The sequence below is a fragment of the Paraliomyxa miuraensis genome (assembly GCF_026337845.1).
Taxonomy (GTDB): Bacteria; Myxococcota_A; Polyangia; order Nannocystales; family Nannocystaceae; genus Paraliomyxa; species Paraliomyxa miuraensis.
In genome coordinates this window covers 270359-296976 of record NZ_JAOVZF010000159.1, presented here as the reverse complement: position 1 = coordinate 296976, position 26618 = coordinate 270359, and the positions used below count along the sequence as shown (strand labels likewise).

The following is a 26618-nucleotide window of genomic DNA, read 5'->3' as shown; positions in this document are numbered from 1 at the left end:
AATCAGTCTCGGGTGGTTCGAGCGCGGACGGCTGCCTCGGCCGCACCGGCCTCATCCCCGGCCGCAGCCCGCACCTGCTGGAGACGCGCCCAGCCATCGGCCTTCCACGGGCGCAGCGCCACCGCGCGCTCGGCCAGCGCCACCGCTTCGGCTCGGGTCTCGGCCTCCAGCGAGAGGTAGAGCGCCAAATTGAGCAGAGCCGCATGACGGCCGGGCTCGAGCTCGAGCGCCCGGCGGGTGAGCGCAATGGCCCCTGCGCGATCGCCCGCGCGCTCGCGTAGCGCAGCCAGGGTCACCAGCGCACTCGGGTGCCGCTCGTCGACCTGCGACAGCGACAGCTCGAGGGTGGCCCCGGCCATGGCGATCGGAGCCCCTTGCCGCACCAGAGCCCGAGCCCAGTCGGCCAAGCCCACGGCGAGGCGGCGTCGATCCTCGGCGCTCGGCAGCCGCGGCAACCACGCCTCGATCTCCTCGGGGGGCGTCGCCGTTCGCATCGTTTCGGCCCCAGGGCCGGCGATGCGAAGCGGCAGCCGTCCGTGCTCCGACCACCATGGCACGGTGACGAACAGCCCTGCGCGCGGAGACTCGAGCGCCACGGGACCCGCATGGGCGCCAACCGCTGCCACGATCCGCCCGGTCTCGTCGGTCATGTCGTGAGCCGCCCCCCAGATCGCCGCCTCCTGCGGCGATGCGACCTCGGGCGTGGGCCGATGGAGATGCTGGGCCGGGATCGACACCACGTCGGGCCGCGCCCCCTCGAGCAAGCGGGCCGAGCTCACTCCCGCCGCGAGGTCGTCCGACTGCGTCAGCAGCAGCGACCCCGGCGGCAGCTGGGCCAACGCCGCGCGGCTCCACGCATGTGGCGCCCATGAGCGGGTCACGGCAAGGTCCGGTCCACTGAGCAACGCAGGGGGCAACAGCAGCACGGTGCCCAGTAGCGGCAGCACGGCCCAGCGCAAGCGCCCGCGATCCCGCAACCAGCGACGAGCCACATCGCCCACGGCCAGCGCAGCCAGCAGCGCCAAGGGCAGCCCGGTCTGGCGATCGGCCCCCCCCATGGGATTGATGCCGATCGCATAGAACGCTTCCACGCCGACCAGCCAGGTGATCGCCGCGGCCGTGGCCCCCGTTGCGGCCGTGGGCTCGGCGGGATCGCGGCGCCACGCCAAGCCCAAGCACACCGCGGCAACCACGGCTCCCGGTGCTCCCAGATCCTCGGAGATCCGCGTGAGCGCCTCGCTGGTGTGGAGCAACCATAGAGAGGCCGATGCGGGGAGGATCTCATCGGCAAAGGCGTTGCGGATCGAGCGCGCCGCGAGCTGGTCGACCATCGCGGGCAGGGTGTCGGGATCACCCCAGTCGAGCGTGGGTGCCCCCACCGACGCGAACGGCAGGGTCAGGACCACGAGGCTGGCCATGGCAACCACCAGCGGCGCCCAGCGAGCCCAGGCCACGCCGCGGCGAAGGGCGCCGATCCACACCACGATGACCAGCGGTGCCAGGGCCAGCCGCAGATCACCAAAGCACCACGCGGCCCAGGTGGCGGCCCCGACCGCGAGCAGGCGCCGACCGGTGCGTGCCGGCGCGGGCACGGCCGGATCGAGCCCCCAGAGGGTGACCATGAGCAGCGCCACGGCCAATGCATAGACCTCGACCACCCGTCCCTGGCGCACGAACGTGAGCCCGGCCAGCACCCACAGGCCTGCGATCGAAGCCAGCGCCGGCCCGGCGCCTCGGCGTTGGAGCACCGCCACCACCAGGCCCACCGCCACCGCTCCCAGGGCACACGAGCAAAGCGCCATGCGAAAGCCGAGGCTGCCCAGCGGCACCAGCGTGGTCAGTCGTAGCAGCATCAACAAGCCCGGCGCACCGGGTGGGTGAGCCACGCCGAGGTCGAAGCCCGCGGCCCCGATTTCCCCGGCATCGAGCCAGAAGCTCGCGGGCGAGGCTCCGATCGCCAGGACCACGAACGCCAACCAGGCCGCCAGCCACGGGGCGCGCACGCCGAGCATCGTTCCACCGGGTCGCCCGCGCGGCAAGCCGGGCCTTCGCATGCCAGCACCACGGAACACGCAGCGCACATGCCGCGTGCAGACCCTTGGCCACCCCATGAGCCATGCTGCTACCGTGCGGGGACCATCGTTCATGGCCCGCCTGGTCGAGCAACGAGACATCACCCCGCTCCCACCCGGTACCGCCGTGTGCCTGGGCGCGTTCGATGGGCTGCATCGAGGGCACCAGGCGCTCATCGATCGCGCCCGTCACAGCGCCCCGCACGTCGGACTGGTGACCTTCGATCCGCACCCACAGCAGGTGCTCGCTCCCGAGCGGGCCCCCAAGCTGTTGCAGACCGCGGTCCAGCGGCGGCGCGTTTGCGAGGCGCTGGGCATCGAGCACCTGGTGCTCCTGCCCTTCGACCGCGACGTGGCCGACATGAGCGCGGAGCAATTCGCTCGGCAGGTGCTGGTCGACGGCCTGCGGCCCTCCACCGTGGTGGTGGGCGAGGACTTCCGCTTCGGGCGCGGCCGTGAGGGCGACGGTGAGCGGCTACGCTCGCTACTGGCTCCGGCCGGCATCGACGTGTGGCGCGTGCCTGCGGTGCCCGTACCCGAAGGCGCCCGCGAGCCCGGGACCGATCCCGAGTTCAAGCTCGGGGCCACCGCGGTGCGACGTGCGGTGCAGGCCGGTCACGTCGAGCGCGCGGGCGCCATGCTCGGTCGCTGGCACGCAGTGGCCGGCACCGTGGTCCACGGGGCCAAGCGCGGCCGCACCATCGGCTTTCCCACCGCCAACATCCACGCCCCCGACGGGTTCCTGCCCGCGCCGGGCGTCTACGCGGGGGTGCTGGTGGTGTGGAGCGACGGTGGTGCCCCGGGAGACGAAGCCGATGCAGACTTCGGGCGCGCGTGGCCGGCCGTGGCCAACCTCGGCCGCAACCCCACCTTCGAGCCCGGTGGCATCCCGCTACGCCTCGAGGTTCACGTGCTCGACCGAGACCTGGGCGAGCGACTCTACGGGCGGCAGGTCGAGCTGTCGTTCGTCGCACGCCTGCGCGACGAGCTGCGCTTCGACGGGCCGCAGGCCCTGGTCGACCAGATCCGCCGCGACGTCGAGGCCGCACGGGTCGTCCTCACGCCCGACGCCCTGGCCCGCGCCATCGTCCCCCCCACGCCATGAGACCGCCCGATCCCATCGCCAGCGCCACCTTGGCGCGCCTGTACATGACCCAGGGACACTGGGTGCGGGCGCGGGCGATCCTCGACGAGGTGCTGGCACACGCGCCGTTCGACGGGGATGCGCTGGCGTTGCGGGCCCGCTTCGAGCCTGCCCGACCCCGACTCACCGCGACGGTGGAAGACGCCGCCCTGTGTCTGCGCTGGCAGGGGGTGACCGATCCCGGCCGCGTCCACGTGGTGGTGTCGCTGTGGGGCGGCCACGACGCGGCCTCTCCTGCCGTCGGCGCGCATCCCCTGCAGACGGTCACCTCGCGGCCCTGCACCGGCGCCTTCGGTCGTCACCTGCTGCCGCAGCCATGGCCTCGTGGATTCCTGGTGGCCACCTTGGGCACGGTCGCGGACCACGGCTTCGCACCACTGGCGGTCTCCGAGCCGCTTGGTTGGGGATAGGGTGCCGTCCCCCAACGGCACGCCGAGGACGCCGCACGTGCAGCTCCCGAGCAGTGATGCCGACGAAGAGACTCGCGCAACCGTGGGCTCGAGCGAGCCGATGAGCGCCAACGAGTCGACCGGCGGGCTCCCGGTGGACCGTTGGGGCGACGAGACCAAGCGGCTCGCCGATGACGACGTGCCAATGAGTCCGCTGCCCTCGCCTCGACTCCCTTCGCCCCGGCTGCCTTCGGTGGTCGAGCGCCTCGAGGAGAGCCTCCGCATCGGCCGCTTCAGCGTGATCGAGAAGATCGGTGCCGGGGGCATGGGTGTGGTGTACCGCGCCTACGACCCCAGACTGGGGCGCGAGGTCGCGCTCAAGTGCCTGCGCTCGCGTGAGATGCAGGCCGAGCTGCGCAATCGCCTGGTCCGCGAGGCACAGGCAATGGCCAAGCTCAACCATCCCAACGTGGTCTCGGTGTTCGACGTACTCGAGCCCGCGCCGGGCGAGGTGGTGCTGGCCATGGAGTACGTGCCGGGAGTGAACCTGCGGCGCTGGCTCGGGCAGCGGGTTCGCCCGTGGGAGGACGTGCTGCCCATGCTGGTGGCAGCCGGGCGTGGTCTGGCCGCCGCCCATGCGCAGGGACTGCTGCATCGTGACTTCAAGCCCAGCAACGTGCTGGTGGGCGAGGACGGTCGCCCACGCGTGACCGACTTCGGGCTGGCCAAGCTCGAGGGCAGCTCCGAGGTCGTGCAACGCAGCATGCACCCGCTGCAGACCGAGCCCTCCTCGCTCGAGCGCAGCACCGCCGACGACGCCGACCCCCTGACCTCGGCGGGCGCAGTGCTCGGGACGCCGGCCTACATGGCACCCGAGCAGTCCGGCAAGCGGGCGATCGATGCACGGGCCGATCAATACGCATTCTGCTCGTCGCTGTGGCACGCAATCACGGGCCGGCTGCCGTTCGGCTCGATGGGCAGCGACCTGACCAGCATCATCTCCGCCAAGGAGCACGGGCCCCCGCCGTGGCCCCGCGACCAGCCCCTCCCCAGACGGCTGGCGCAGGCGATCACCCGCGGCATGGCCCCGCGCCCCGAGGATCGCTGGTCCAGCATGGACGAGCTGCTCGAGCAGCTGCACTGGGACTCACGGGCACGTCGACGACGTTGGCTCACCGCGGGCGCCATCGTGGTCACGGCGACCGCTTCGAGCATCGCGCTGGTGACCGCACACGGCGACCGGGCCGAGCGCTGCACCGGGGCACGGGCAGCCTTGCAGGGGACCTGGGACGAAGGCCGCCGCGATGCCGCTCGCACGGCCATCGCCGGAATCGGCGTGGCCTACGCCGACGACACATGGGAGCACCTGGCCCCTCGACTCGATGGCTATGCCGAGGCGTGGATCGAGATGCACCGGCAGGCCTGCGAGGCCACGTCGGTGCGGGGCGAGCAATCGGCCGAGGTGCTCGACATGCGCATGGCCTGCCTCGAGCGTGCACGGATCCGCCTGCGTGCCGCCACCGAGCCGCTCGTCCGCGCCGACGCCGAGGTGATCGAACGCGCACACGGTCTGGTCGACCAGCTCCTGCCGCTGTCGCGCTGCGCCGACGTGGACGCGCTTCGCACCGGTGTGGAGCAGCCCTCCGCCGAAGAAGCGGCGGCGGTGCACGAGTCCGAGCAGGCGCTGGCCGAGGCACGCGCGCTGGTCGATCTGGGCAAGGTCAGGGACGCCCAGGTCGCGCTCGCGCGCGCCGACGCGGCGCTGGTCGACACCACCTACGAGCCGATCCACACCGAGCTCCAGCTGACGCGGGGGGTCGTCCTCGAACAGGCGGGGGCACACGAAGATGCCGAGCAGACGCTCCGCGATGCCTTGCATCGAGCCGCCGCGCAGGGCCAGTGGGAGCTGCTGCAGGAGTCGGCCTTCGAACTGGTGCTGGTGGTCGGGCACTCGCGAGGGCTCGACGCCGAGGCTCTGCGCTACGGCGAGCTTGCGATCGGCCTGGCCGAACGCAGCAACGACCCCGCGAGGCTCGGCAAGTCCCACGCAGCGGTGGGGGTGGTGCATCGCTTCGGGGGCCGCAACGCCGAGGCAGAGGCCGAGTACCGGGCCGCGCTCACCGTGCTCGAGGCCGGGCTGCCGCCCGATCACCCCGAGATCGTGCGGACGCGAGGCCTGCTGGCGACGGTGCTGCACCTGCAGGGGCACCGCGACGAGGCGATCGAGGAGATCCGAGCCGTCGTCACCTCGCTCGAGGGCACGCTGGGCAAGCTCCACCCCGAGGTGCTGGGCGCGCGCAACAATCTGGCCGTGATGCTGATCTCCCAGCAGCGCTTGCAGGAGGCGGAAGCCGAGCTGCGCACGGTGGTGGAGCGCCGCACGCTGCTGGCGGGTCCGGCCAGCGAGGACGTGGGCACTGCCCGCGACAACCTCGCGCACGTGCTGCGCTCGCAGGGGCGGCTCGAACACGCGGTCGCCGAGCACCGGGCCGCGCTGCGGATCTTGACCGCTGCGCTCGGACGCGATCACGTCGAGGTGGCCCGCTCGCACAACAACCTGGGTGCTGCGCTCCAGGCCGGCGGGCAGCTGTCCGAGGCCGAAGCCGAGCTGCGAGCCGCAGTCGCGGTGTGGGAGCGCCTCAAGGGCCCAGACGATCCAAACACCGCGCGGGCCCGCAACAACCTCGGAAACGTGCTGCTCGACCAAGGCAAGCCGGGGCTGGCGGTCGAGCCGCTACGACAGGCGTGGGCGGTGCGGAGCGCCGAGGGCTCGCCTCCCAGCGAGCGTGCGCGCACCGCCCTCGCGCTCGCGCGAGCGTTGATGCAGTCGGGCCGCGATCGCAAGCAGGCGCTCGAGCTGGCGAGGATCGCCGACGCCGCGTATGCCGATGCGGGTGGGGCCTACGCCGACGAGCGCCGGCAAGCGATGGAACGCGAGGACGTCCGAAAATTGTTCGAGGGTCACGTCCCGCGGTGACCGAGACCCGTCGCGAACTGTCCGGTCTTCGTCGCGCACGGTCCTGGAGAATCGGTCGAGAACGCCTCAAGGTGAGAGCGACCGACGCTGCTTCGTGGGCGTCGACGAGCCCCAACACCTCTCCGGGAGCAACGACGATGAGCACGTATTCCGCATCCGATCTGGTGATCGCGCCCAGCCAGGGCGAGAAGACCGCCTCCGACATGGTCATCATCGCACGCACGGCCAAGCTGTCGGGTCACTTCTCGATCATGGAGGGCGAGGTACGTCCCAAGGAGATCCTCTCCTTCCATACCCACCACAATGAAGACCAGCACATGTACATCATCAGCGGGGAGCTGTGCTTCGAGGTGGGCGGAGCGGGCGGCATTCGCTTCGAGGCGAGGGCGGGCAGCCACGTGCTCAAACCCCGCGGCAGCTCGCACGGGTTTTGGAACCTCGGCACCCAGACCGTGCGCTACATCGAGACCTCGACCGAGGACGGCTTCGAGCGCTTCGTCGACAGCCGCCAGCAGGGCCTGGGCTCGATGGTCGGCGGTGCCACCCGCGAGCTGGGCATGAGCTTCGAGACCGACCGAACGCTCGAGGTGATGAAGGAGTTCGGCCTCACGGGCCTGGCGGGGGCCAACCTCCCGCCGCCGCGCGAGTTGCTCCAGGACCCCGCGTTTCGCGAGTTGCTCCACAGCGAGGAAGGACGGGAGTTCTTCCTCTACATGGCAGGGGTGAAGGTCAAGGAAGCGTTCGCGAGGCTGCTGCCGTAGTCGGGGGGCGGAGACCGCTCGGCTCACCGATCGTGATCGAAGGCGGGCCGACGGGCACTACCCGATGGAGATGGGCAAGGGACTGCACCGAACCGCCGCGCTGGGTTGTCTCTGGGCCTGCAACTGCTGGTTCTTGCCGCCGCCCGGGCCCGAGGAGCTGCCCGAGGAGGATTGCGCCAGCTGCTCTAGCGAGGTCGACTTCGAGCTGGACCCCACTTGCGAGCTTCCGGGCACGCTCTCGGTCGAGATCGGCGACGGTGCGAGCGAGTTCCTGCCCCTGGCCGACGGTGAGTCCCCCGAAGTCTACTCCGGGCCCCAGGGCGGCCGTCACCACTACGTGGCCGTCCGTGTGGGCAACGCGGACTCCGGCCGCTACGACCGGCTCGAGCTCCAGGTCGACGCCTACCTCCCCGGTGAGTGCCCGGACGACGGAGAGCCCTGCGGCGCCGGCTCCTACAGCCAGACCCTGGTGCTCGGTGGAAGCCCGCCGTGGCGCGTGGTCGACGGTCGGGTCGAGGAGTACGGGATCCCGGTGTTCATGGGCGGCGAGGACGTGGTCGTGCAGGTCCAGGCCCTCGACCCTTGCGGCCGCGAAGGCTGGGCCCAGCAGCGCTGGTAGCTCGCCGACGCCGCGCGCCAGAGCCAAGCGATCATCAGTGGCCTTCGAGCGCGAAGTGATTGCGCCGGCTCGCCCAGCGCGTCCCATCGGGTGACGCCACCAAGGGCTCCTCGCAGGGAATGCGAGCAAGGACGTCGGCGCCTCCCGGACCGAGCACCTCGAAGACGCCCGCCTGGAATCGACCGCTCAGCTCGTGCTCGCGCTCGCGAAACCCCTGCCAGCCGTGCGGGAACCCGCGACGGCCGTCATCGACCCCGACCACTGGCCGCTGCCCCAGGCACTCGCCCGAGGCCACGTCCCACACCATCTCGAGCTCGCGCGAGCACCAGGCCAGTCGAGCGCCGTCGAGTGAGAACGCGATGCGGTCGCCCCACTTGACCGTCGCTGGCTTCAGCTCGCGCAGCACACCTCCATCGTCCACGCGGAGGACCGCAATCGACGGCGACCGGTGGTCGAGCACGGCGTAGCACTCCCCATCGGGAGCAAACGCCAGCGAGCAGTGGCTGTGGAGGCCGTAGCGGCGCTTGGGATTGCTCCACTGGTGCTCACCGCGAGCGTTCCAACGCGACAGACCGCGAAACACCTGCGCTTCGATCACCCCGTCCTCGAGCACCTCGGTGCAGCCCGGAGCCGGACCTCCCTCGAGGTAGCCCGTCGACTCCAGCGGCAACACGGCGATGACCTCACCAGAGCGACCGTTGCAGAGAGTATGGCCGCAAAGGAGCAACGATCCTCGCGCCGAGAAACGGGCATCGACCAGACCGGCCGTTCCCCTGCCCTGGCGCCGCTCCTGGCTTCGCGGATCCGTGACGTCCCACACCCGCAGGATGGGTCCGTCCAGGGCGGCCATGGCGTGCCCGCTGGGCGACAACGCAGCGGGTCCTCGCTCGTTGGGCAAATGCGCGAGGATCCGACCGGTCACGCCATCGAGGATGTAGTGGGTTCCCGCGTGCACGAAGATCCTCGAGCCATCGGTCGAGGGCTCGAGGTGGTCGACCGAGGATTCCGTCTCGGCCCGCCAGCGAATGGTCCCGGTGCCGGGGTCGAGCCGCAGCACCACCCCGTCGTCGTCGTCGAACCATCCGCCCGCGAGCACGTCTCCCGAGGGAAGCTCGGCCAGCCGCCGGAGCTGATCCTCGGGGCCGGGGGTCAGCGTCAGCGTCCTCCCCGATCGTGCATCGAGGAGCACCAGTCGGCCAAAGCTCGTCTTCTGTTGATCGATCGAATAGCGAGCCTGCGGCTGCGGCGGAGGTCGAATGTCGGGCACCCTCGCCCCGCTTGCCCGATCCCAGGCGGCCACGTGCTCCGGCAGCCGCAGGCCCACGAGGCGCTCGTCATCGGAGAACCAAGGACGCCCCTTGGCGTGCTCGACCGCAAACTCGGCGAGGACTGGGGCATCGAGGCCGAGGACGGGAGGTCGCAACGACCGCAGCCAGGCGCCACGGCCCTGCTGCCGCCATTGAGCGCACCAGGCCTCGATGGTGTCCCGCAGCGGTTCCTCCCAGCCACCGAGCCGCACGACGCACGGCAGCACCAGGTCGGGGTAACGCTCCAACACCGAGCGATTGCGCTCGAGGATGTGGCCGAGCAACGCGCCTGCCGTCCCGCCATCGAGGGCCCACTGGTGCTTCGTACGTCCGACCAGCGCCTCGACCTCGAGCAGTGACGGCACCATGACGCGACCATATCACCGTCGGTCGTCCACGGGCCTGCTCAGTGTGTTGCGCTCGCCTGCACCAGCCATGGCTCCACCTCGGCCACGCGCTCGTCGTCGTGGTAGACACCGCCCCCGCTCACCAGCGAGGGACGCCGCGAGCAGCTCGCGACGCCCCTCGTTGGACCGACTGGATCGAGCGCAGCCTGGATGGTCAACCGAACGCGATCGCGTCGGCAGTGGGCTCGGCGACCAGCGTGGGCTCGCCGTGTCCCCCGTCCTCGAACCCACGGCTCGGATCCATCGCCTCGTCGGCTTGCTCGTCCCCGCCGTCCTCGCTCGGGGCCCGTGAGCGCCGTCCCACGTAGAGCGAGGGCACGATCCGTGCCGCATCGCCATGGTGCCAGCGCAAGTGGGTCACGCCGCGGCGACACTCGTCGTACGCGGCTACGAACAGCGTGTAGGCCTGTGCGCGCACGTGACGGTCGTTGGTGGGCTTCGCGAGCGGATCGGCGTCGGACTCCCGCACCCCGATCGCCTGCTGGAGCTGGGCGCTCAGCGGGGTAGCACGATCGACCTGGGCCCGCGTCACCACCACCCCGTCCTCGACCTCGTCCCAGACCTCGTCGAGCAGTACACCCAGGGCGAGCAGATCGGCCGCGGTGTCAGCGTGCCCCTGACCGCTGCGGATCGCCGCCACCCGCTCGGGGGAGACCAGGCCGAAGTGGGCCAGCATCTCGGCCGTGACCAACAGGTCGAGCCGCAGCGGGACGGCCTCGTCGAGCAACATGGACAGGTGCACTTCGCTGGGGGTGGGTGCGATCGCCTGCTCGTGCGCAAACAGGAGCGCCAGCGCGTAGGTGGGTAGCTTGCGGATCCTGGGTACGTCGAGGTCGGGGATGGCCGACAGCGCGGGTAGAAGCGGCTCGATCCGCTTCGCCACCGTGAGCCCGCGTCGGGCCGCTCGCGGGACATCGAGATTGACGGGGCGTAGATCGGTGGGGGCCACCGCAAGGATCTCCTCTCGGATCGACTCGAACGCGTCAGGCGCACCACGTGCGATCAGGTCCTGGAGGGTGGGGGTTGGGATGGGGATGGGGGTCGAAAGGCGGAGCGCCTTTGGCTTCTTGCTCATACCCCTGATCTCGGCCACCAGCAGCCATCGTTGCAGGCAATCCGAAAGAAAAGTGCACGAGGGTCGAAAAAGGCTCCGGTGTCGTGGGCAGAGGTAGGCCACGGTGGGGCGTACCTCCGCTTCTGGTGGTGAAGAGCATCCCCACGTGCTCGGGCGGCACCGATCGCGGTAGTGGAAGGCCTTCCCTGGGCTCGTTCCCCACCGCGGGCGGTGAGGAACGAGCGGTTGCTGTGCTCGGTCCTCACCGCAAACGGTAGTGGAAAGGCGGTCGCTGTGCTCGGTCCTCACCGCAAGCGGTCGCGGAGGGCGGTCGCTGTGCTCGGTCCTCACCGCAAACGGTCGCGAAGGGCGGTCGCTGTGCTCGGTCCTCACCGCAAACGGTCGCGGAGGGGCGGTCGCTGTGCTTGCTCCCTACCGCGGGCGGTGCCGGCGAAGCGGTCGCCGAGATCCATCACACCGCAGACGGTGCCGGAGGAGCGGTCGCGGGGATGGATCCTCACCGCAATCGGTGGAAGAGGGGCGGTCGCCGAGATCCATCACACCGCAAAGTGGAGATATCGCGGTCGTTGGGCTCGACCCCGCCATGGGCGGGGGCGCCCCCTTTCGTTCACTCGTGCGATCGGCTATGCCGATCGCGCATGAAGGTCGCCGCGCTGCAGCTCGACATCGCCTGGGAGTCTCCCGCCGAGAACTACGAGCGGGTGCTGCCGTGGATCCGCACCGCCGTGGCTGCGGGCGCGCGGCTGCTGGTGCTGCCCGAGATGTACGCCTGTGGGTTCTCGATGCAGGCCGAGGCGGTGGCCGAGCCCGAGAACGGACCGAGCACCACGTTCCTGGTGGAACAGGCCCGGGCGCATGACCTGTGGATCGGTGGCAGCGTGCCCGTGCAGCCGGAAGGGGCACCGCAGCCGTTCAACACCTTCGTGCTCGCCGGACCCCGCGGGGAACTTCATCGCTATCGCAAGATCCACCCCTTCACCTTCGCCGACGAGCACCTGCACTACGGCGCGGGCGATCGCCACGTGACCGTCGACGTGGAGGGCGTACGGTGCACGTTGTTCGTCTGCTACGATCTGCGCTTCGCCGACGAGATGTGGACCACCGCCAGGGACACCGACTGCTACCTGTTCGTGGCCAACTGGCCCGAGAAGCGACGGCACCACTGGATGGCGCTGCTGCTCGCGCGGGCGATCGAGAACCAGGCCTATGTGGTCGGGGTCAACCGCGTGGGCGAGGGCGGCGGGATCGCGTACAGCGGAGACTCCCGGATCGTCGACCCGTGGGGAGAGTTCCTGGCCACCGCGGCCGGGAAGGAGACGCTGCTGCTGGCGGAGGTGGATCCCGCGGTGGTGAGTGATGCACGGACGCGATTCCCGGTGCTGCAGGATCGGCGGTAGGGAGATGCCCGCCCAGACCCCGTCTCAGCCGGCCCGCGCACGTCGCTGCAGCTCGGCCTGCACGAACGTCCCCACGCGCTCGCGCTCGTCGTCGGTGCTCCCCGCCAGCTCGCGCACTCGCAGGCTCGCATCCTCGAGCTGGGCGTCGGACATCGTCGACCACCAATAGGGCTTGTCCAGATCGAAGACCTCCAGCGCACCGGTCTTCGCGTCCGGCAGGGTCGAGTCGTGGCACGGGTTGCAGTGGTGCGCGAGCACCTGTCCCGCCTGCGCCCCGAGCACGGTGGACTCCGGCTCGGCCGAAACGGCGCCCGGTGTCATCGGTTCGTGTCGACCTCGCTCGTCCGCGGGCCCTCGCTCCTGGGCCATCGCAGGAGCACACGCATGCCCGGCGGTCTCGCGCTCGACCTCGGAGGCACGCGGCAGCACCCTCACCATCAGCATCACCACCGCCGCGGTCGCGAGCGCTCCCACCCATCCCACCGCGCGGCGTCGAGAGGCCGCAGCGCGCGGCTCGGAGGTGAGCGCGGGCTCTTCGACCACGCCCTCCTCGGTGGACCCTGCCTGCTCGGCGAACCAGGCGCAGAGGACCTTCTCGGTAAAGGCATCCGACGGATCGTCGTCGTCCGCCCAGGCGGCCAACGCCGCGCGCTCGTCGTCGTTCAACGCGCCGTTCGATCCTTCGTCGGCGCCAAGGGGACTATCCATCCTGCACCTCCGCCAGGGCCTGCCGCAGCCGGGCCCGAGCTCGAGACAACCGAGATTTGACCGTGCCCACGTCGATCTCCAAGACCTTGGCGATCTCGCCGTAGTCGAGGCCATGGAGCTCGCGTAGCAAGAACGCACCGCGATAGGCTGGAGGCAGATCGGCGATGGCTTGCTCGATCGCCCGGCCCGATGCGTGGCGCTCGATCACCGCCGTCTCGCCGGCCTTGACCGACTCGGTGACGGTGTCGAGGGCCTCGACGCGCGGCGGTCGACGCCGCAGCTCGTTGAGGGCCACGCGCGTCGCGATGGTGACCAACCAGGTGGCAAGGCTGGCGCGCCCATCCCCGCGAAAGCGAGGCAGCGCCCGAAAGGCACGCAGGAAGGTCTCTTGCGCGAGATCCTCCACCAGCCCACCCCGACCCGCTGGAATGAGCATGGCCCGCAGCTGCCCGAGCACACGCCGCTGGTGACGCATCACCAGCGCACGACACGCTGCCGCGTCTCCCTGCTGGGCCCGTCGAAGCTCGAGATCGTCGATCTCGTAGGGCTGGTGGCGTTCCGTCATCGTCGCGACGGGACCATACACCCAGCCCCGGGGCCCAAGGTTCCAGGCGGTCGGCACGAGATCGCCCGCGGGTCTCGCCCCACTCAGCGCGACTTCCGCCGAAGGTCATGATCGGGGTCGCACCGGTCCGTCGCGCCCAAGATTCAGGGAGACTGCTACAGTGCGCCGGTGCTCGGCACAGCTTCGTTGGCTTTGGGCGTGGCGTTCGCTTTGTTCGGCCCCCCCAAGCTCCCCCCACTCCCCGGAGAACGACAGGAGCCTCCGCCCGAAGAAGCGGCTCCGGCCAAGCCGGACACGCCGGTCAAGCCGGACACTCCGGTCAAGCCGGCCGCGCCCCCCCAGGGGCCCGCGACGCAGCGTCCGCCACCACCTCCACCAACCCCGCCACCGACTCGCCCCACCGCGACCTCGACCGTGCCCGCGGAGGCCCACGCGACCCCGCCGCTGGGCGCTCCGGTTCCGTCGTCCAGCCCCGGTCGGCCCGAGGTGGTCGAGCCCACTCAGCCAGAGCCCGGGGCAAGCCCGGCGGTCCCAGAGGCCAGCCCCGGCCGACCCGAGGTGGCCGAGCCCCCCCAACCCGAACCAACTGGTGCCACCCCACCCAAGGAGGAAGGAGGGCGTCCACGCCGAGGACCCGGCGCTGCTCCGTTGATGGGCGCCGAGCCACTACCCGGCGGCGACGAAGACGACGAGCGCCCCACCTTCCACTTTCCGCCTCCGCAGCGCCCGCCGTACTCCGGCGTGGGCATGTTCGTAGGCGCCGGGCTCACGTTCTCGGCCGCGCTCTCCGAGCAGATCGTGGCACACGTCCTAGTCAAGCGACGCTGCATCGATCCGTTCGACGAACCGGTCGATCCCATGGCTCCGCCGCTATCCGAAGCAGAGGACATCGGCAACACTCTGCTGGAGTGTGCCCCCGGAGTACTGCCTGCGCTGGTGCTTCGCATCCACTCCGACATCGGGCTGCTCGCCACCATCGGCCTGGCTTCCGCGGGCTCGGCCCTTCGTGCCCGGCGACGCGCCTACGACGACGTGTTTGGCAATCGCCCCGTGCGTGACATGAAGGGGCTGCGGATCGCAGGCGTGGGACTCATCGGCACGGGCGTGGTCACGTGGCTCACCACCGGTGCGCTCTCTTGGGGATTGCTCGCCACCTGCCGGGATACCAAGTGCGCCACACGGGCGAGGTTGGTCGCGTTCACCACCCGCGACACAGGAGCCGTGCTCATCGCGGCCGGCTCGGGCATGCTGGCCTACGCACTTGCCCATCGCCGGGCCTACGATCGAACGCAGCGCGACCGCGCATTGTCGGTAGGCACGGCATGGCTCCCGGGCGGCGGCGGGTTGTCGGTCTCCGGACGCTTCTAGGGCTGCAGCCCCAGGGTCATCCGCCGTGACGCTCGAGCTGGTCCCCTGAGCGTCGCTACCGCTGCTCATGCAGCTGCAGCCAGTAGAGCGCCGTGAGCACCAATGCGTGATCCACCTCGCCCGCGCGGATCCGCTCGGGTAGCGCCCGCGGATCCACCAGCTCGACCTGCGTCTCCTCCACCGCGTCGTTGGCGACCTCGGCCACGCGCTCGCACTCTTCGGCAACGAACGTATAGAGCCGGTTGGTGAACAGCGCCGGGTTGGGGTTGACCTCCCCGATGAGCCGCAGCCGGCCGCGATAGCCGGTCTCCTCGAGGAGCTCTCGCGCCGCCGCAACCTCGGGTTCCTCCCCGGGGTCGATCATCCCGCCAGGGATCTCCAGCACGTCCCCTCCCTTGCCATGGCGAAACTGCCGGATCATCACCAGCTCTCCCGCGGCGGTTCGCGCCACCACGTTGACCCACGATGCGCTGTCGATGCTGAAGAACGTGAAGCACGGCCCGCCCTCCCCCCGCTGGGAGTGTCGCGCCAGCACGTCGAACACTCTGCAGTCGGCCACGCACTCGGTGTGAACCACGTTCCAGGGCTTGGGGCCGGTCATCGCGCGAGAGGATACACTGCCCGCGTGCCCCTGCCCCTCGAGCTTGGAACCGAACGCTTGGTCCTGCGACGCCTGACCTCCGAGCACCTCGACGATCTGGTCGAGCTGGACTCGGATCCCGAGGTGATGCGCTACATCGGCGTGACCCAGCCCAACTCGCGCGAGCGCTATGAGAGCGAGCTCCTGCCTCGCATGACGGCCTGGGACGACGAGCCCTACGGCTTCCTCGCGGCCTACGAAGACCGCAGCTTCGTGGGTTGGTTCCATCTGCGCCCCACCGTCGCACCAGACGAGTCGATGCTCGAGCTCGGCTATCGCCTGCGCCACGCGGTCTGGGGCCGGGGCCTGGCCACCGAGGGTGGGCGCGCCCTCATCCGCTACGCGTTCGAGGATCTCGACCAACCCGCCGTGGATGCCTGCGTCGATCCGCGCAACGCGGCCAGCATCCGCGTGCTGGAGAAGTGCGGCATGTGGCGCGTGGGGACCTTCATCCACCCCAGGGTCCCCATCGAGGTGGTTCGCTACGTGATCGAGCGCGACGCCCTGGCGCCGTCTCCCCGGCGCTGAGCCGCGCGAAGGCGCGTTGGGGTCTGGAATCAGCGACCGCCGGCTCCCTGACCCGGGTCCGAGTTTGGTGCTCCCTCGACCAGTCTCAGCCACCGGCGGATCTCTCGCACCTGGTCTGGATCCTCGTCCTCGGAGAGCTGGAGCGCCCGGCGAGCCAGGGCCTGCGCCTCCTCGACCCGTCCCGCCCCGTGCAGGGCCCTGGCCATGACGAAGCTCGTGCGCCCCATGATGATGTCTGACACCGGCGACACCTCATAGTGGGCCAGAACGCGACTGCACAGCCCGATCGCAGCCTCGTGGTTGCCCCGAAAGTGCTCGATCTGACAAAGGCCCCCCAGCGCGTGGTAGGTGAGCGGATGGGCCCCGCCCACCGTTGCCTCGAAGATCGAGCGAGCGCGCTGCAGCGAGTTCTCGGCCTCCGCCACGCGCTCCTGCTTGAGCTGCGCAATTCCGAGGTCGTGCCACGAGATCCCCACGTCGACGTGCTCCTCGCCGAGCCTGCCCTGCTTGACCTCCAACGCTTCGGAGAACAGATCGAGCGAGCGCTCGAATTCGCCAGCCTCGCCGTGGAGCATCCCGAGGTTGTTGAGCAACCATCCGCGCACCTCGTCGTCGTCGGCCCGCTCCACCGCGGCCTGGGCGGCAAACACAAGCGTCTTGCCCTCGTCGAGCTGTTTTTGCATCGTCAGTACGAAGACGAGCCAGGTCCACGACTCCGCCGCCGTGACGTCGTCGCCTGCCTTGGCCGCCTCGAGGATCGAGGCCTCGAGCGTGGCCCGGGCCTCCCGCGCCGAGGCCCCCATCGCCTGCATGGCTCCCAGGCTTGCGAGCGCCTCGGCGATGATCGGCGAGAATTGAGTCCTGCGTGCCTCCTGGACCACGGAGTGGGCCAGCTCCAAGCCGCGTTTCGAGTCCCTCGCCATCCTCAGGGTCTCGACCTCGTCGATCGAGCTGCGCAGCGTCGCGACGGTCGAGCGCAGCTCGGAATCCTCGGGCAGCGGAAGCGTGGCGCTCACCGCCTCGAAGTCCTTGCAGTCGTCGATCATCGGGAGCCGGAAGGGCAAGAGAGTGCGATCGATCGCCTGCTGGCGGTCCTCGATGTTGGTGAGCGCATCGACGGCCGAGCGCATGCGATTGCGCCGCCGCTCCAGGCACAGCCGGCGTTGGACGAAGAGCGCCTCGCTCTGCTGCCGCGTCACGAAGGTCTCACGGCAGGACTCGAGGTACATCTCGGACCATGCGGCGGCATATCCATCGAGCTGCCGCTCGACCCGGTCGCTCAGCTCCCGGGCCTGTGGGTGACCACTGCGGTCGAACGCAACGCGTACCTCCTTGCGGTCGCTCTCGCTCCAGTCGTCCTCGAAGCCCGGCGGCTCGACACAGGGCTTCTCGTCGCGGTCGAGCAGCAGCCCTGCCGAGAACGCGAGCACCAGCATCGGGCCTGCCACCAGGAGCGGCCAGCGCCGGGGCGGCTCGCGAAGCTCGTCGAGCAGGTCACGCATCGAGGGGAACCGCTCGTCCGGGTTCACCGAGAGGCCCCGCCGCAGCACTCGGCGTACGCGGGCCGGCACCCTCCCGGCCGTCCGGCCGGTGAGCATGCCCCGCTCGTCGAGCACGCGCCCCCGCATGTGATTCCAACGCCGTTCCTCGAAGCGCTCACCGATCACCGGTGAGCGCCCGTAGAGCGCGAGGTGCAGGCACACGCAGAACGTGAACTGATCGCTGCGGTGATCGGCCTTGTCCCCGGCGACCTGCTCGGGAGCCATGTACGCGGGCGTGCCCACCACGCACCCCTCGTCGGTCAGATGTGGATCCGTCCTGGAGAGCGGCTCGACGGTCCCCGGAGGCCTCGCGACGCGATGCCGCGAGGGTGCGGTCGCATCGCGGGCCCCCACCCGAGCGTCCGTGAGCGCCGCAACTCCGAAGTCGAGCACTCGCACCATGCCGTCGTCACCCACGATCACGTTGGAGGGCTTGAAGTCGCGATGTACGAAGCCGGCATCGTGCGCCGCCGCAAGGCCCTCCCCCGCCGCCCGGAACACCTCGAGCACCTCGCTCACGCTGCGCGGACGCCGGCCGAGCCACTCCCGAAGGGTGCAGCCGTACAGCAGATCCATCGCGATGAACATCCCGTAGCGAGTCAGACCCGCATCGTGGATCGTGACCACGTTGGGGTGCTGGAGCTTGGCCAGCATCTGCGCCTCGCGGAGCAGCCGGAGCTCCGAGCCCGAGTCGTTCTCGTCGATCAGGCGACGCAGGAGCTTGAGCGCGACGTTGCGATCGAGCTGGGGGTCGTAGGCCTTGTAGACCACTCCCATCCCCCCCTCCCCGAGGTGCCCGAGCACCGTATAGCGGCCGACCTCGTCCCCGGTGGCCGGCTCGGGAAGGTCTTCGTCGCCGAGTCCATGCCGCGCAAACGCCGCGTGCAGGACCTCGTCGGAGCGGCCGCTCGGGGTCGGCGGAACTTGCTGGATGGTGCTTCGATCGCTGGCCATGTCATTGCTCCGGAGCGCTCACATACGTGGAGAGGGAGTGATGGCGCGCCCCAGTCGCGGGATCGCCATCGGCGCACTCAACGGCATACGTGCCATCGACGAGCTCGCAACGATCGGGCTCGAAACAGCTCCCGAGGGTGGTGAACCCGCAGTCCTCCGGGGTCTGACCGGTGCAGGTACGCCCGTTGGCCATCGCCGCCACTTCGCCTTCCTCGGTGCCGCGGCAGAAGAACATCGTGGGCGGGTCGGCGAACAGGTTGCCGTAGAACGTCGCCTCGTAGTGAGGGTAGTCGTCCGATGGCCCCAGCCCGATGCTCGGGTGAGCGGCGCTCACCCACAGGTCGACCGACTGCCCCGAGGCGTTGGTTCGCGCGAGCAGACAGGCGCTCACCCACTCCTGGCAGCTCTGGTCGCAGCCCTCGTCCTTCCACTGGGGCGCCAGGCCCAAGAACCCGTGGAAGGTCAGCTTCTCCTCGCCGACCTTCTTGGAGATCGAGTCCCCAAGCGGTAGCGCACACTCCACCAGATAGCGTGCCACGTCGCGTCCCTCGGGCGTGGAGAGCAAGCCTCCGTCGGCCTTCAGACCGTTGCCCGCATTGAGACCGTGAGATGGATCGAGCCCGCTGACATCGGGCTTTTGAAGCCCATTGCCAAGCCAGGTCCCCCCGGTTCCCGGCTCGGCGTACGCAAGCGTTCCTCCGTACCCCACACGGAATCCTTCGCGCTCGTCGTCTTCCCGCTCCAGATCGCAAGCACCGAGGTCACCCAACCCCAGCACCAACCCCACCATGATGATTCGTCGCCGCATGACTCTGCCCTCCTCGCTGCATTTCCACCCACCGAGCGTCCCCCAACCGCCCACTACACTAGTCGGTCTGAAGTGAAACCCTTACGACGCAAGCATCACCTGGCGAGTTAATCGGCAATGAGTTCCGAAACGCAGCGGTCCGTTTTCACCGCAGCAACCTCCCCGCATCCGACGCCGTAGGGCTACGTCGCGAGTTCGAACCGAGCGAGGGTACGAGCGCAGGGTCGCGCGCCGATCCACGAGCCCAGCACCATCGCCACGAGGTTCGCCACGAGCCCCAACACCCCGAGCTCGAGCTGCCACGGATTGACGGTCGCCGCGAGCTCGGGCGCGAGCCACTGAAGCCCGAAGACGATCGCGATCGTCCCCAGGCCGGCCCATAGTCCCCACTCGCCTGCAGCCCGGCCGGGTCGACGCCAGTAGAGGCCCAGCAACACGGCCGGCAGGAATTGAAGGGGCACCGCATAGGCCAGCAGCAGCAGGTCGACGATCGACGTGCCCCCGGTCCCCTCCAGCATCCAAAGGCACAGTCCCAAGAGCCCCACCACCAGCAGCTTTATCGCACGCGTCTGGCCGGCCTCGTCCTCACGCAGCGGAACATCCGGACGAGACACAGGGGGCAGTGCACCCCAGGCGCGCAACCGCCCGATCGAAGCGAGCACCCACCTCTTGCGCTCGATCGGCAAGATCACGTCGCGCACGAGGATCGAGCCCCCCGCGTGCAGCAGCGCATCACCGGTCGACATCGACGCGGCGAGGATCGCGAATGCCACGAACGCGAACAGCAAGGGATGCAGCGCGTGACCGGCCAACCGATCGACGAGCCACAGGAGCACGGAATCGTCGGTGGGACCGCCGCCAAGCGCCGCCACGTAGCCCAGCAAGAGCAGCGGCACCAGGAAGAACAAGAACGTCGGGTACCAGACCACCGACTGCTGGACCAGCCGCGCGCTACGGGCGGTGAAGCACTTCATGAACACGTGGGGCCACATCGACATCCCCAGGATCGAGACCAGGATCTCCGAGCTATAGCGCGCCATCGAGGTCTGGGCCCCGGGACCGGGCAAGGTCAGCAGCTCGGGCCGCTCGGCCAGCACGCGATCGAACATCGCGGGAATCGACCCGTAGGTCGCGATCGGAATCCACAGGCCGAGGATCCAGACCACCACCAACATCGCGATTCCCTGCACGACGTTGGTCCAGCCGACGCCACGGACCCCCCCGGCGATCACATAGATCAGCACCGCTGCGTAGACGACGGCGGCCCCCACGAGCGGCGGCCAGCCCGTGACCGCCGCCATCACCAGGCCCGCTCCCTTGAGCTGGATGACCAGGTACGGAATGAACGCCACCACCGAGGCCAGCCCCATGGTCACCGCCATGCGGGGGCTCTCGTAGCGCGCCGCGACCAGCTCGGCTTGGGTCAGGTAGCCCTCGCGCGCACCGATCCGCCGCACTCGGGCCCCAAAGAAGAACAGAGGAACCAACCCCACCGCGCCGTAGGCCAGCACGTAGAACGCATCGGAGCCCTTGGCGACCACGCGCTGGGGGGTGCCCAGCAAGGCATAGGCCGAGAAGATGGTGGCGCCGACGACGAAGTACATGACGACCGGACCAAAGGCCCGTTCCCCCGCCACGTAGTCTTGGGCGTCACCGCGTCCGCGTCGCCCCGCGACCACTCCCATGACCACCGTGAGCACGAGGTAGACGAGCACCACGACGAGCGCGAGCGGATGACTCACGGCGGCTCTCCCGGTGGTGGCACATCGGCGGCCTCGGCGACCTCGTCGTGCTCGCGGTCATCGATCACGCGAAGACGGTAGAGCAAGAGCAGCGCCCCGAAGTTCAGCGCGATCACTCCGAGCACCCACACGAGCGACCACGGCAAGCCCAGCACGCGCGGATGCACGTGGTTGCCCAGCCAGGGAAAGATCGGCCACACCAGCAGGGCCGTGGTCAGCAGGAACCACAGCACCGCGAGCCGTGGGCCGAGCGACCGGCGAGGGCTCGACGACGATCCCGACACGCCGCGCTCCTACCGACCGGGCGCGGTCTTGGCCTTGGCCTTTGGCGTCGGGAACCCGCGATCGCGCATGAGGGCATCGATCGTCGCGTCGCGCCCCCGAAAGGCCCGGTAGGCCTGCTCTGGATCGACGGCGTTGCGCGGGGCGAACAGGCGCTCGACGAGCTTGGTCGCGAGCTCGCGATCATACATGCCCCCCGGCGCTGCCTCGAACGCCTCGGCGGCGTCGGCCGTGAGCACGTCGGCCCAGAGATAGCCGTAGTACCCGGCAGCGTACCCCTCGCCCGAGAACACATGGCCGAAGTGGGGCGTGCGATGGCGCATCACGATCTGTGGAGGCAGGCCCAGCCGCGCGAGGGTCTCGCGTTCGAACGCATCGGGATCGAGTCCCTCCGGATCGAGCGTGTGCAGCTCGAGATCGATGATCGCCGAGGCCAGGTACTCCGCCGTGGCGAAGCCCTGGTTGAAGGTCGCGGCCTTGCGGATCTTGGCCACGAGCGCCGGTGGCATCGGCTTTCCGGTCTGGTGGTGCACGAGGTACTTGGAGACCACCGCGTCGGTGAGCAGCCAGCGCTCGAGCAACTGCGACTGGAATTCGGTGTAGTCGCGCACGCCGCCCTCCAGCGTGGAGTACTCCACGTTCGACGACAACGAGTGCAGGGCGTGGCCGAACTCGTGAAAGAAGGTCTCGGCGTCGTCCCACGACACGAGCACCGGCTGGCCCGGTGCGCCCTTGATGAAGTTGGAGTTGTTCGACGCGAGCACCAGGCCCGTCCCCCCGGCATGGGCATGGCTGCGATAGGTGTTGGCCCACGCCCCCGAGCGCTTGCCCGGACGCGCGAACGGGTCGAGGTACCAAAGCCCCACCAGCTCGCCGGTATCCCTTCGCTTGACCTCCCACACCTTCACGTCGGGATGGAACACGGGCACCGTGCCCTCGGGCACCGGCTCGAACCCGAACTCGAACAGCTCGCCAGCTACCATGAACATGGCCTCTCGCAGGCGATCGAGCTGCAGGTACTGCTTGACCTCGTCGGAGTCGAGCGCGTACTTCTGCTTGCGGACCACGTCGGCGTAGAAGCGGTAGTCCCAGGGGGCGATGGTGATCTTGGCCCCCTGCTTGCGCGCGACGGCCTGCATGTCGGCCACCTCTTGCTTGGCCCGGGCCAGGGCGGCCGGCCACACGGCCATCATCAGCTCCCTGGCCCGCGCCGGGGACTTGGCCATGCGATCCTCGAGCCGCCACGACGCATAGTCCTCGTAGCCCAGCAGCGCCACGCGCTCGTCCCGGAGCTTCAGGATCTCGGCGATGATGGCGTTGTTGTCGTGCTCGTCGCCGTTGTCGCCCCGATCGTAGTACCTGCGCCACACTTGCTCGCGAAGCCCCCGCTCCGGGCAGTAGGTGAGGAACGGGTCCATCGACGAGCGCGTGTTGGTGATGGCGTACTCACCCTCGTGCCCGCGGGCCTTGGCCGCTGCCGCCGCCGCGGCCTTGAACGAGTCGGGCAGGCCAGCCGTCTGGTCCTCCTTCAGGTAGAGCACGTAGCCCTCCTCGTCGGCCAGCACGTTGTTGCCGAACTGGGTGTGCAGCTCGGCCAGGCGCCGCTGGATCTCCACGTAGCGCTCGCGCTCCGCCCCTTGCAGCATGGCCCCTTGCCGGGCGAAGCGATCGTAGACGAGCTTCACCAGCCGCTGCTCGGCGGGCGTGCGCGACTCGGTCTGCGTGGCGCGATGGACCGCCTCGACGCGCCGAAACAGCGCCTGGTTGCCCACGATCGCCGAGTAGTACTCCGACTGCAGCGGCGCGAGCCGGCCCTCGATCTCCCGCAGCTCGGGGGTCGAGAGGTTGCTGCGCCAGATCCCGTAGTAGGTCTCCACACGGTCGATCACCTCCCCCGTCCGCTCGATGGCGACGATGGTGTTCTCGAACGTGGCGGGCTCGGGGTTGCTCGCGATGTCTTCGAGCTCGCGCAGGTGCAGCTCCATGGCCCGCTTCATCGCGGGCTCCAGATCATCGAGGTCCATGTGATCGAACCCCGGCACCCCGCCGTAGGGACCCTTCCACTCCTCGAGCAACGCATTGGGCTCGGGCTCGGACTGGGCGGAGCCCGCCGGAGCGGAGACCGGATCCATCACCACGGGCGGCTCGGCGCTCGCCTTGGAGGTCTTGGTGCACGAGGCCAGGGCCAACGACAGCAGCAGGAGTGGTCGCAAGATCTTCATCGCCCGCATTGGCGGCACTCTAGCTCGCATCCCCGCCGAGGAAAAAGCGGCTTCCGGCGCGCCGAGCCGGTGATGCTCGAGTCCTGGGCAACGCAGTGGTTGCCCTGCGACGTGGCGGGCACCGAAGCAGAGTGCGGGTGTGGGTGTCCTCGAGGAATCCCCGTGTAGACCAAGGTACTCGTGGCCCAGACTGAACACTCGTCGTGGTCCTGCGCAAAGTCAGCGGCGCCAGCCCTCTCGTCCTCCGTTGACGGCTCGATTGGTCGGTGGCTAGGGTGCTGCCATGCCCATCAGTGCCATGGCCCCCGTCTCCGGTGAGGCATCCAACCTGGAGCACGCACCCGACCCGATCTTCTCGATGGGCACCCTCGGGTGGGGGGTTGCCCTGGATCCGCCGCGCGAGCGCATCTCGGTGATCGCACCGGTCGACGGCACGATCGAGCGCCTCGAGCCGCACGTGTTCTCGATCGCCTTTCCGCGGGGCTGCGTGATGGTGCAGGTCGGCATCGAGGCCGACGGTCTGCGCGGCGAGGGCTACGAGCTCCACGTCGAGCAGGGCGACCGGGTCGATGCGGGCGATCCGGTCGTCACCTACGATCCGGCGGAGCTCGAGGCCAAGGGCGTCAACCCGATGGTCATCGTGGTCGCGCTCGATTGCGACGAGTTCACGCTCGAGTCGGTCAAGCGATCCGGCCGCGTGACCGTGGGCGACACCGTGTTCGTGATCCCCTGAGGGGCCAGGAACGAGCCACGGAAGGCCGTCATCAGCCCCCCGGTCTGGCGCCTGGCCCGGCCCGGGCCGAGCTTGCTAGATTGCGCCGCAAATGGCTCGCCTGCGCCCGCTCCTGCTCGTACTCCCGCTGACCCTTGCCTGCGGTGGGGATCCTCCCAAGCCGGGCAAGCCGGCCCAGCCGGCCGAGACCAAGCCGCAAACCAAGCCGATTGCTGGCCAAACGAACGACGCCAAGGCCCCCGACGCCAAGGCCCCCGACGCCAAGGCCCCCGATGCCAAGGCCCCCGATGCCGCTGGCGACGCCAAGGCCCCCGACGCCGCTGGCGACCCCAAGGCCACGCTCGAGCCGCTCCCCGGCGAGAATCACTTCACCTCGCTGCGGCAGTTGACCTTTGGGGGAGAGAACGCCGAGGCCTACCTCAGCCAGGACGAGACCAAGCTGGTGTTCCAGTCGACCCGCGACGGCATGGAGTGCGACCAGATCTTCACCATGGGCCTGGACGGAGGCAGCGTCACCCGGGTGAGCACGGGCAAGGGGCGCACCACCTGCGCCTACTACCTCACCGGGGACCAGAAGATCCTCTACGCCTCGACACATGCGGCCGACCCAGGGTGCCTGCCCCCTCCCGATCGCAGCCACGGCTACGTGTGGAAGCTCTACGACGAGTTCGACATCTACCTGGTCGATGCGGCTGGAGGCGAGCCCACGCCGCTGCTCGCCGGTCCGGGCTATGACGCGGAAGCCACCGTCTCGCCCCAGGGCGACAAGATCGTGTTCACCTCCACTCGCGATGGTGACCCCGAGATCTACACCGCCAACCTCGACGGCAGCGGCGTCACTCGGCTGACCAACACCCCCGGATACGATGGAGGTCCGTTCTTCTCGCCCGATGGCACCAAGATCGTCTATCGCGCCAACCACCCCGAGGGTCCCGACGAAGAGGCCAAGTACAAGGAGCTCATCGACGAGGGCCTGGTCCGACCCACACGGCTCGAGCTGTTCGTGATGAACGCCGACGGCAGCGAGCAGACCCAGATCACCAAGAACGGCAAGGCCAACTTCGCGCCGTTCTTCCACCCCGATGGCCGTCGGATCATCTTCTCGTCCAACGTCAACTCGGACACCGGTCGAGACTTCGACCTCTATCTCGTCAACGCCGATGGCAGCGGCCTCGAGCAGGTGACCGTCCACGACCAATTCGACGGTTTCCCGATGTTCACCGGCGACGGCCAGCAGCTGGTGTTCGCCTCCAACCGCAACAGCGCCAAGGAGGGGGACACCAACGTGTTCGTGGCACAGTGGCGTGACTAGAATTGGTGAACGATCTTCCATGCCCCTGCACACGTTCACCCGCCCCCGCGGCCGCATCGTCGAGCTCACCATCGACTCCGCCGCCCTCCGCGGCAACCTCCTGTCCGACCCCACCACCCGCACGGTGGCGGTCTATCTGCCCGAGGGCTACGACGACGACCTCTCCACTCGCTATCCGCTGCTGGTGGATCTGGCCTCGTTCACCGGCAGCGGACTCAAGCGCCTCGCGTGGACCGCCTTTGGCGAGGCCGTACCGCAGCGCCTCGACCGGCTTCGCGCCGAGGGCCGCATGGGCCCGGTGGTGGTGGCGTTCCCCGATGCGTTCACCTCGCTGGGAGGCAACCAATACGTCGACTCGGTCGCCATGGGGCACTGGGAGCGATTCCTGATCGAGGACCTGCTGCCCCGGCTCGAGCACGACTTTCGACTGCTGCCCGGGCCGGCCCACCGCGCCGTCTACGGCAAGAGCAGCGGGGGCTACGGAGCCCTCGTCCAGGGCATGCGCCACGCCGAGCAGTGGGCGGCGGTGGCCTGCCACTCGGGCGACATGGGGTTCGACCTGCTCTACCTGCGCGAGTTCCCGGCCGTGCTCGACACGCTCGCTCGTCACGGCGGCATCGCGGCGTTCCTCGAGCGCGTGCGCGCCGTACCCACGCTGGCCGGCCACGACTTCCACACGCTGATGATCCTGGCCATGGGGGCCTCGTACGATCCCGATCCCGAAGCTCCGGCGGGTGCGCGGCTGCCGGTCGACCCCCACACGTGCGCGCTGCTGCCCGAGCGCTGGCAGGCGTGGCTGCGCCACGATCCGGTGATCCTCGTCGAGGATCCACCGGTCCAGCGATCACTGGCCAGCCTGCGCGGCCTCTACCTCGACTGCGGACGCCGCGACCAGTACTTCCTCCACTACGGGGCCCGCCGGCTCTCGCAGGCGCTACAGCACCACGGGATCGACCACACCTACGAGGAGTTCGACGGCACCCACTCGGGCACCGAGCACCGGCTCGACGTGTCGCTGCCGTTCCTCCATCGCGCCATGCTGTCATGATGACGGCCGTGATGACGGC

22 protein-coding genes are annotated in these 26618 nt (G+C 69.6%); 11 read left to right on the top strand and 11 right to left on the bottom strand.

What is annotated here, in order from left to right:
* Positions 1 to 2: 2 nt before the first annotated feature.
* The gene (locus tag OEB96_RS32465) at positions 3 to 2003 is read right to left on the bottom strand and encodes a protein O-mannosyl-transferase family (protein WP_266220709.1); all 2001 of its coding nucleotides are present in this window, start codon (positions 2001 to 2003) and stop codon (positions 3 to 5) included.
* A gap of 106 nt (positions 2004 to 2109) precedes the next feature.
* On the opposite strand from OEB96_RS32465, the gene ribF reads away from it, so the two are divergent.
* The 5 genes from ribF to OEB96_RS32440 all read left to right on the top strand — a co-directional run bounded on the left by ribF (position 2110) and on the right by OEB96_RS32440 (position 7962).
* Entirely contained in the window at positions 2110 to 3177 is a 1068-nt protein-coding gene (gene ribF / locus OEB96_RS32460) for a riboflavin biosynthesis protein RibF (RefSeq protein ID WP_266220708.1), read from the top strand.
* On the top strand, positions 3174 to 3626 hold the full coding sequence (locus OEB96_RS32455) for a tetratricopeptide repeat protein (protein ID WP_266220707.1): 453 nt from the start codon (positions 3174 to 3176) through the stop codon (positions 3624 to 3626). Before ribF ends, OEB96_RS32455 begins: the two co-directional genes overlap by 4 nt.
* Before the next feature lie 37 nt (positions 3627 to 3663).
* The gene (locus tag OEB96_RS32450) at positions 3664 to 6582 is read left to right on the top strand and encodes a serine/threonine-protein kinase (protein ID WP_266220706.1); all 2919 of its coding nucleotides are present in this window, start codon (positions 3664 to 3666) and stop codon (positions 6580 to 6582) included.
* Positions 6583 to 6719: 137 nt separating this feature from the next.
* Positions 6720 to 7343, top strand: coding sequence for a cupin domain-containing protein (locus OEB96_RS32445; protein ID WP_266220705.1), 624 nt, complete (start codon positions 6720 to 6722; stop codon positions 7341 to 7343).
* Between the two features lie 70 nt (positions 7344 to 7413).
* Positions 7414 to 7962: a hypothetical protein gene (locus OEB96_RS32440; protein ID WP_266220704.1), complete on the top strand. Its 549-nt coding sequence runs from the start codon at positions 7414 to 7416 to the stop codon at positions 7960 to 7962.
* 34 nt (positions 7963 to 7996) lie between these two features.
* Here the strand turns inward: OEB96_RS32440 and OEB96_RS32435 are convergent, their stop codons facing one another.
* A complete protein-coding gene (locus OEB96_RS32435; RefSeq protein ID WP_266220703.1) occupies positions 7997 to 9637 on the bottom strand; it encodes a WD40 repeat domain-containing protein in 1641 nt (546 codons plus the stop codon).
* 193 nt (positions 9638 to 9830) lie between these two features.
* Complete coding sequence (locus tag OEB96_RS32430) at positions 9831 to 10625, bottom strand: hypothetical protein (RefSeq protein WP_266220702.1); 795 nt, start codon at positions 10623 to 10625, stop codon at positions 9831 to 9833.
* A 764-nt stretch (positions 10626 to 11389) separates the two neighbouring features.
* On the opposite strand from OEB96_RS32430, the gene OEB96_RS32425 reads away from it, so the two are divergent.
* The gene (locus OEB96_RS32425; RefSeq protein WP_266220701.1) at positions 11390 to 12148 is read left to right on the top strand and encodes a carbon-nitrogen family hydrolase; all 759 of its coding nucleotides are present in this window, start codon (positions 11390 to 11392) and stop codon (positions 12146 to 12148) included.
* Positions 12149 to 12172: 24 nt separating this feature from the next.
* On the opposite strand, the gene OEB96_RS32420 is transcribed toward OEB96_RS32425, so the two are convergent.
* Both OEB96_RS32420 and OEB96_RS32415 read right to left on the bottom strand, forming a co-directional pair.
* Complete coding sequence (locus OEB96_RS32420; protein ID WP_266220700.1) at positions 12173 to 12856, bottom strand: hypothetical protein; 684 nt, start codon at positions 12854 to 12856, stop codon at positions 12173 to 12175.
* On the bottom strand, positions 12849 to 13421 hold the full coding sequence (locus OEB96_RS32415) for an RNA polymerase sigma factor (RefSeq protein ID WP_266220699.1): 573 nt from the start codon (positions 13419 to 13421) through the stop codon (positions 12849 to 12851). Before OEB96_RS32415 ends, OEB96_RS32420 begins: the two co-directional genes overlap by 8 nt.
* A gap of 651 nt (positions 13422 to 14072) precedes the next feature.
* Here OEB96_RS32415 and OEB96_RS32410 point away from each other — a divergent pair.
* Positions 14073 to 14789, top strand: a complete 717-nt coding sequence (locus tag OEB96_RS32410) for a hypothetical protein (protein WP_266220698.1) — start codon at positions 14073 to 14075, stop codon at positions 14787 to 14789.
* Between the two features lie 55 nt (positions 14790 to 14844).
* Here OEB96_RS32410 and OEB96_RS32405 read toward each other — a convergent pair whose 3' ends face one another.
* The gene (locus tag OEB96_RS32405) at positions 14845 to 15390 is read right to left on the bottom strand and encodes an NUDIX hydrolase (RefSeq protein ID WP_266220697.1); all 546 of its coding nucleotides are present in this window, start codon (positions 15388 to 15390) and stop codon (positions 14845 to 14847) included.
* A 24-nt stretch (positions 15391 to 15414) separates the two neighbouring features.
* On the opposite strand from OEB96_RS32405, the gene OEB96_RS32400 reads away from it, so the two are divergent.
* On the top strand, positions 15415 to 15957 hold the full coding sequence (locus OEB96_RS32400) for a GNAT family N-acetyltransferase (RefSeq protein WP_266220696.1): 543 nt from the start codon (positions 15415 to 15417) through the stop codon (positions 15955 to 15957).
* Positions 15958 to 15986: 29 nt separating this feature from the next.
* On the opposite strand, the gene OEB96_RS32395 is transcribed toward OEB96_RS32400, so the two are convergent.
* The 5 genes from OEB96_RS32395 to OEB96_RS32375 form a co-directional block, all read right to left on the bottom strand.
* Positions 15987 to 18452 (bottom strand): serine/threonine-protein kinase, encoded by a 2466-nt coding sequence (locus tag OEB96_RS32395; RefSeq protein ID WP_266220695.1) that lies wholly within the window; start codon positions 18450 to 18452, stop codon positions 15987 to 15989.
* 1 nt (position 18453) lies between these two features.
* A complete protein-coding gene (locus OEB96_RS32390; RefSeq protein ID WP_266220694.1) occupies positions 18454 to 19260 on the bottom strand; it encodes a hypothetical protein in 807 nt (268 codons plus the stop codon).
* A 182-nt stretch (positions 19261 to 19442) separates the two neighbouring features.
* Complete coding sequence (locus tag OEB96_RS32385; protein WP_266220693.1) at positions 19443 to 21002, bottom strand: sodium:solute symporter family protein; 1560 nt, start codon at positions 21000 to 21002, stop codon at positions 19443 to 19445.
* Positions 20999 to 21286 carry a hypothetical protein gene (locus OEB96_RS32380; RefSeq protein ID WP_266220692.1) on the bottom strand — a complete coding sequence of 96 codons (288 nt, stop codon included), beginning with the start codon at positions 21284 to 21286 and terminating at the stop codon, positions 20999 to 21001. Before OEB96_RS32380 ends, OEB96_RS32385 begins: the two co-directional genes overlap by 4 nt.
* A 9-nt stretch (positions 21287 to 21295) precedes the next feature.
* Positions 21296 to 23515, bottom strand: coding sequence for a M3 family metallopeptidase (locus tag OEB96_RS32375; RefSeq protein ID WP_266220691.1), 2220 nt, complete (start codon positions 23513 to 23515; stop codon positions 21296 to 21298).
* Positions 23516 to 23789: 274 nt separating this feature from the next.
* Here OEB96_RS32375 and OEB96_RS32370 point away from each other — a divergent pair, with 274 nt between their 5' ends.
* The 3 genes from OEB96_RS32370 to OEB96_RS32360 all read left to right on the top strand — a co-directional run bounded on the left by OEB96_RS32370 (position 23790) and on the right by OEB96_RS32360 (position 26599).
* Positions 23790 to 24239: a PTS sugar transporter subunit IIA gene (locus OEB96_RS32370; RefSeq protein ID WP_266220690.1), complete on the top strand. Its 450-nt coding sequence runs from the start codon at positions 23790 to 23792 to the stop codon at positions 24237 to 24239.
* Positions 24240 to 24330: 91 nt separating this feature from the next.
* Positions 24331 to 25551 (top strand): TolB family protein, encoded by a 1221-nt coding sequence (locus tag OEB96_RS32365; RefSeq protein WP_266220689.1) that lies wholly within the window; start codon positions 24331 to 24333, stop codon positions 25549 to 25551.
* Positions 25552 to 25570: 19 nt separating this feature from the next.
* On the top strand, positions 25571 to 26599 hold the full coding sequence (locus OEB96_RS32360) for an alpha/beta hydrolase (protein WP_266220688.1): 1029 nt from the start codon (positions 25571 to 25573) through the stop codon (positions 26597 to 26599).
* Positions 26600 to 26618 lie beyond the last annotated feature (19 nt).